Origin of the sequence: Streptomyces aurantiacus (assembly GCF_001418335.1) — a bacterium.
In the GTDB taxonomy this organism is placed as follows: Bacteria; Actinomycetota; Actinomycetes; order Streptomycetales; family Streptomycetaceae; genus Streptomyces; species Streptomyces aurantiacus.
The window spans coordinates 1-6,133 of the sequence record NZ_LIPP01000153.1 but is presented as its reverse complement, the minus strand read 5'-3'; the positions used below and the strand labels follow the sequence as shown (position 1 = coordinate 6,133).

Here is a 6,133-nt window from a genome sequence, read left to right as displayed (position 1 = left end):
AGGCCGACCACGGCCTGCACCGCTGGCCCCGGGTGTGCATGTACAAGGCCACGGACGCCGGTTGAGGTAGGTCAGTCGGGTCGGGTCACCGGAAGTCCTCCTCCCGGTACTCGGCGTCCGAGCCCGCCGCGGTGGCCTCGCGCAGCTCGATGCGCCGGATCTTGCCGGACACGGTCTTGGGCAGCTCGCCGAACTCCAGCCGGCGGATCCGTTTGTACGGGGCGAGCACCCGGCGCGCGTGCTCGAAGAGCACCTTCGCGGTGTCGGGTCCCGGCTCCCAGCCCTCGGCCAGCACGATGTACGCCTTCGGGACGGCGAGCCGCAGTTCGTCCGGCGCGGGCACGACGGCGGCCTCGGCGACGGCCTCGTGCTCCAGGAGCGCGCTCTCCAGCTCGAACGGGGAGATCTTGTAGTCGGAGGCCTTGAAGACGTCGTCGCTGCGCCCCACGTACGTGAGGTAGCCGTCGGCGTCGCGCGAGCCGATGTCACCGGTGCGGTAGTAGCCGTCCGCCATCGCCTCGGCCGTGCGGTCCGCGTCGCCGTGGTAGCCGGTCATCACGCCCACAGGCCGCACGGACAGGTCGAGCGCGATCTCGCCCTCCGTCGCGCCCGGGGCACCCGACACCGGGTCGAGCAGCTCCACGCGGTAGCCCGGACTCGGCCGCCCCATCGACCCCGTCTTCAGTGGCTGGCCCGGGCTGTTGGACACCTGGACGGCCGTCTCGGTCTGTCCGAAGCCGTCCCTGATCGTCACGCCCCAGGCCCTGCGCACCTGCTCGATGACCTCGGGGTTGAGCGGCTCACCGGCGGCGACGGCCTCGCGTGGGGGCGTACCGAGGCGGCTCAGGTCGGACTGGATGAGCATGCGCCACACGGTGGGCGGCGCGCAGAACGTCGTCACCCCCGCCCGGTCCATCTCGGCCATCAGCCGGCCCGCGTCGAAGCGCGTGTAGTTGTGGATGAAGACGGTCGCCTCCGCGTTCCAGGGGGCGAAGAGGTTCGACCAGGCGTGCTTGGCCCAGCCGGGCGAGGAGATGTTCAGATGTACGTCGCCGGGCTTCAGACCGATCCAGTACATGGTCGCCAAGTGGCCGACGGGGTACGACACATGGGTGTGCTCGACGAGTTTGGGCCGGGCGGTGGTGCCCGAGGTGAAGTAGAGCATCAGCGGGTCGTCGGCCCGGGTCGGGCCGTCCGGTTCGAAGGGGCCGAAGCCGCGGTCCCGGACGTCCTCGTACGCGTGCCAGCCGGGCTGTTCGCCGCCGACGGCGATACGCGTGTAGTCGCCGGGCACCTCGGCGAACTTGCCGGTGTCCTCGGCGCGCACGACGACGTGCCGCACCCGGCCCCGCTCGACACGGTCGCGCAGATCGGCCGGGCCCAGCAGCGGTGTGGCGGGGATGACCACGGCACGCAGTTTCATCGCGGCCAGCGCCGTCTCCCACAGCTCGGCCTGGTTGCCGAGCACGACGAGGATGCGGTCCCCGGCGCGTACACCCAGTTCGCGCAGCCATACCGCGGCGCGGTCGGAGCCCGCGGACAGTTCGGCGAAGGACAGTTTCGTCTCGTGGCCGTCCTCCTCGACGATGTGCAGGGCGGTCCGGTCGTTGCCGTCCGCGATGACGTCGAACCAGTCGAGCGCCCAGTTGAAGTGCTCCGGACGGGGCCAGGAGAACCCCTCGTAGGCCGTGTCGTAGTCCTCGCGGTGCTCCAGCAGGAAGTCCCGCGCGCTACGGAAGCGCTCCGTCGGCGTCGTCGGCGTTGTCGGCGTCGTAGTCATCCGTCCGTCCTCCTCGGTCCCGGGCCATTGCCGGGCGGCCCTCGCACATCGTGTAATCCCTCATGCGCATCTCACCACCCCCGAACGGGGGGGTGTGCGACGGCGAGACGGTGAGACGCTGAGACGGTGAAGGGACGAGCACGTGGCGACTGACGCGGCAGAGGCGGCTCAGATGCGCGGCGCGCTGATGCGGCTGCGGCGGGAGACGGGGCTTGTCGTGGCCTTCGGCGGGCTGGTCGAGCCGGGCCGCGACCAGGTCCGTATCAGCGAGCTGAACGGTACGAGGACGACGTCTCTGAGCGCGCTCGCGGTGTCGTCGGGCAACGGGCTGGGCGGCAAGGTGGCCGCCCTGGCCCGGCCGTACGCCGTGTCGGACTACTTCGCGTCCCGCAGGATCAGTCACGAGTACGACACCGCGGTCGCCGCGGAGGGACTGCGGTCCGTCCTCGCGGTGCCCGTCGTCGTACGGCGCCGGGTGCGCGGTGTCCTGTACGGCGCCCTGCGCTCGGTCCAGCCGCTGGGCGACCGTACGCTCTCCGCGGCGGTGGAGGCGGCGCGGGACCTGGAGCAGTCACTGGTCGTACGGGACGAGGCGTACGGATTACTGGCGGCGGCGCGCTCGCTGGGGGCGGCCGAGGGGCATGAGAGGTCCGGGACGTCCGAGAGGGCGCAGAGCTCGGCGCGGGAGCGGCTCCGGGAGGCGTACGGGGCGTTGCGCGCGCTGGCGCCACGCGTCGCGGACCCGGTGCTGCGGGCCGAGCTCCTCTCGGTCTGCGAGACGCTGGCGGCCTCGCCCGGTCCGCCGCGGTCGGCGAGGCGGGTCCGGCTCACCCCGCGTGAGCTGGACGTACTCGCCTGTGTGGCCGTCGGTACGACCAACGCGGCCGCCGCGGACCGGCTGGGGCTGCGGGCCGAGACGGTGAAGGCCTATCTGCGGTCGGCGATGCGCAAGCTGGGCGCGCGCACGCGGCTGGAGGCCGTGGTGGCGGCTCGACGGGCGGGGCTGCTGCCGTAAGGGTCCGGACCTCCCCGGCGCTCCCTCCCGGCACTACATACGTACATGGACAGGCCCCGCTCCTGAAATCCCGTACACCGCGTCCCTGTGATCTCTGTTATTTCCCTCACGGTGCAACCCCCCGAAATTCAGGTCCTCTTTGCATAATATTGATCCGGACACGACTTGAGGGGAGCGGTGCGCGTGCGACGGGATTTCGAGGAGCCTGTCAGACCCCGTTCCGAACAGGTCACCGAGCAGGTCGGGGGGCAGGTCACCGGCCAGGTCAGCGAGCAGGTCATCGGCCAGGAGGAGCTGCTCGGACGAGCACGCGACCAGTTCTCCCGAGGGGGCAGCCTCCTCTTGCACGGTCCGCCCGGAATAGGAAAGTCGACCGTCCTGCGGGCAATTACCGCGGAATATGCCGAATCGACCCGGACTGTGTTGCGCTGCTCCGCCACCGAGTCCGAATCACATCTCCCGTTCCTGGCGCTGGTCGACCTGCTCGGCCTGGTCGCCGACGAGGTCGCGGACGCGCTGCCCGCCCCGCAGCAGGCCGCGCTCGAAGCGGCGCTCACCGGGCGCGCCGAGTCGTCCCTGCACCAGGACGGCCTCGCGCTGCGGCTCGCCGTGCTGTCGGTGCTGCGCGCACTGGCGGCCAAGGGCCCTGTGCTCCTCGTCGCCGACGACCTGCAGTGGCTGGACGCGCCCAGCGCCGAACTGCTCGGGTTCGCCGCCCGGCGCCTCGGCGGCATGCCGGTGCGGATGCTCGGCGCGGTGCGCACCGGCACAGAACCGAAGGAGCGGGAGCACGACCTGTATCTACGCGCGTATCCGCCTCAGGCGCTGGCCCTGCGGCTGGCACCGCTGTCCCGGCCGCAGGTCTCCGAGCTGCTCACCGCCCGCGGATACTCGGGTCTGCGCCGCTCGACGCTGCGGGACATCCACCACACCAGCGGCGGCAACCCGCTGTTCGCGCTGGAGCTCGGCCGCGCCCTGGCCGAGAGCCCGACGCCGCCCCGGCCCGGCGAGCCGCTGCCCGTGCCGACCTCGCTGCGCGCCCTCGTGCTCAGCCGGCTGGATCTGCTGTCCGCCGAGGCCCGGCAGACGCTCCTCGTGGCGAGCGCGGGTGCCCGCCCCACCCAGGCGCTGCTGGCGGCCGCCGGCCGGACGAACGCCGAGTCGGAGATCGCCCTCGCGGCCTCGCTCGGACTGGTGGCCGCGCCGGGTCCGGACGGCCAGGGTCCGGACGGTCAGGAGAGCGCCGTGCGGTTCGCGCACCCCCTCGTCTCGGCCGCGCTGTACGCCCAGGCGACGCCCCAGGAGCGGCGGGCCGTGCATGCGGCCCTGTCCACGGCCGCCTCCGAGCCGATCGAGCGGGCCCGGCATCTCGCGCTGGCCACCACCGGCACGGACGAGCAGGTCGCCGCGCGGCTCTCCGAGGCGGCGGCACTGGCCCGGGACCGCGGCGCGCCCTCGGTGGCGGCCCGGCTCGGGCTGCTCGCCGCCCGGCACACCCCGGCGGATGCACAGCCCGGCGCGGACGAGAGGCGGCTGCGGTCCGCGGAGGACGCCCGGACCTCCGGCGAGATCGACCTGGCCCGCGAGGTGGCCCGCGACGTCCTGGAGCGGGCGACGGACCCGGCCGTCCGCGTACGTGCCTGGATGGTCGTGATCGACTCGGCCGGGCAGGCGATGGCCGACGTCGACGCCGTGTTCCCGCAGGCCCTCGCGGACGCGGGCGACGATCCGCGGCTGCTCGCGCTGGTCCGCTACCAACTGGCGTGGCGGGCGCTGCTGGTGGAGGGCGCCATGGAGAAGGGCCGCGAGGAGGCCGCCCGCGCGGCACGGCTCGCCGCCACCGCGGGCGACCGGAGCACCGAGCTGCTGGCGCTGTCGTTCCAGGCCCAGATGGAGACCCTGATGGGTCACCCCGCGGCCCCGGTGACACTGGAGAAGGCCCTCGCTGAACCGCAGGACCTGCGGGTCGCCTGCGACCACAACGGCGCGGGTGCCACCCGTTTCCGCTGGCTGATCATGAGCGACCAGCTCACCGACGCCCGGGTCGCCATCACCCGGCTGCTCGGTGAGGTGCGCCGGCGCGGCATCGTGGAGAGCGAGGTGCACTTCCTGCGCGGGCTGGCCGAGACCGAACTGCGCGCCGGGCACTGCGGCCGGGCGCTCGATCTCGCCCATGAGAGTCTGCGGCTCGCCCGGGACACCGGCATCGGCGAGGCCGCGGGCAACATGTTCACCTCGCTCGCCGAGGCCGCGGGCGGCGATGTGCACCGGGCGCTCGTGCTGGCCGGCGACGCGGTGCGGCGTGCCGAGGACGACGGCGACCTGATCTACCTCTCGCGGGCCCTGGGCGCGCTCGGGCACGCGCAGTTGGTGGCGGGGGACGCCGCCGGGACGGTCCAGTCGCTGCGCAGGGCCCGGGAGTTGGAGCAGGGGCTCGGCATCTTCGACCCCGCGCGGGGCCGTTGGCACGGCGACCTGGCCGAGGCGCTCGTCCTCATCGGAGAGCCGGCGGAGGCGCAGGACGTCATCACGGCCACGCGCGAGCACGCGGTCCGGCTGCGGCGGGCGAGCGTCCTGGCCGTACTGGACCGGGCCGAGGCCCTGGTGAAGGCCGCGGCCGGCCACCACGAGGCGGCGGCACAGCAGTTGACCTCGGCGCAGGACAGGCTGGCCCAGCTCGGCTACGGACTCGAAGAGGCGCGGGCCGCCTTCGCGCTGGCCCGGCTGCGCGCGGAGCGGTCGGGCCGGGGCTCGTACGACGAGGCGGCGCGGCTGTTCCGCCGCTGCAAGGCGATGCCGTGGCTGCGGCAACTGGACGCGATCGCGACGGCCCCGCCGACCGCTTCGGCTTCCCGTTCCGTCCCCGCTCCGGCGGCCCCCGAGTCCGTGCTGCCGCACCTCGACCGGCTGGCCTCGACGGAGCGTCAGGTCGCGGCACTCGTCCTGGAGGGCGCCACCAACCGCGAGATCGCCGCGCGCCTGTTCATCAGCGTGAAGACGGTCGAGGCAACCCTCACCCGCGTCTACCGAAAACTGGGAATCCGCTCCCGAGTCGACATCGTACGCCTGGCAGCGGGCCAACACCGCGCCGAGTGAACTCGCCCTGGCTTGTGCCTCCAGGGGCGCGGGGAACGGCGTAATCCTGTCGCTTCTAGGGGCGCGGGGAACAGCGCAATCCCGTCGCTTCCAGGGGCGCGGGGAACTGCGCGACCAGCCCCCACCGGCGGCCACGCGACCCACAACCCCCGGCCGGGAGCCGCCCGCGACCTCCGGCCGGATGACCGAGGGTTATCCCTCGTCACCGGCGGGAGGGAGTTCCCTCATTACGCACACGCGCG

The 6,133-nt window shown here is 73.2% G+C and carries 3 protein-coding genes; 2 read left to right on the top strand and 1 reads right to left on the bottom strand.

Going from position 1 to position 6,133, the window contains the following annotated elements; genetic code table 11:
• Positions 1–85: 85 nt before the first annotated feature.
• On the bottom strand, positions 86–1,780 hold the full coding sequence (locus AOK01_RS21210) for an AMP-binding protein (RefSeq protein ID WP_055514048.1): 1,695 nt from the start codon (positions 1,778–1,780) through the stop codon (positions 86–88).
• A gap of 142 nt (positions 1,781–1,922) precedes the next feature.
• Here AOK01_RS21210 and AOK01_RS21205 point away from each other — a divergent pair, with 142 nt between their 5' ends.
• A complete protein-coding gene (locus AOK01_RS21205; protein WP_107099871.1) occupies positions 1,923–2,795 on the top strand; it encodes a helix-turn-helix transcriptional regulator in 873 nt (290 codons plus the stop codon).
• A gap of 183 nt (positions 2,796–2,978) precedes the next feature.
• Positions 2,979–5,891, top strand: a complete 2,913-nt coding sequence (locus tag AOK01_RS21200) for a helix-turn-helix transcriptional regulator (protein ID WP_382032965.1) — start codon at positions 2,979–2,981, stop codon at positions 5,889–5,891.
• The last annotated feature ends 242 nt before the right edge of the window (positions 5,892–6,133 follow it).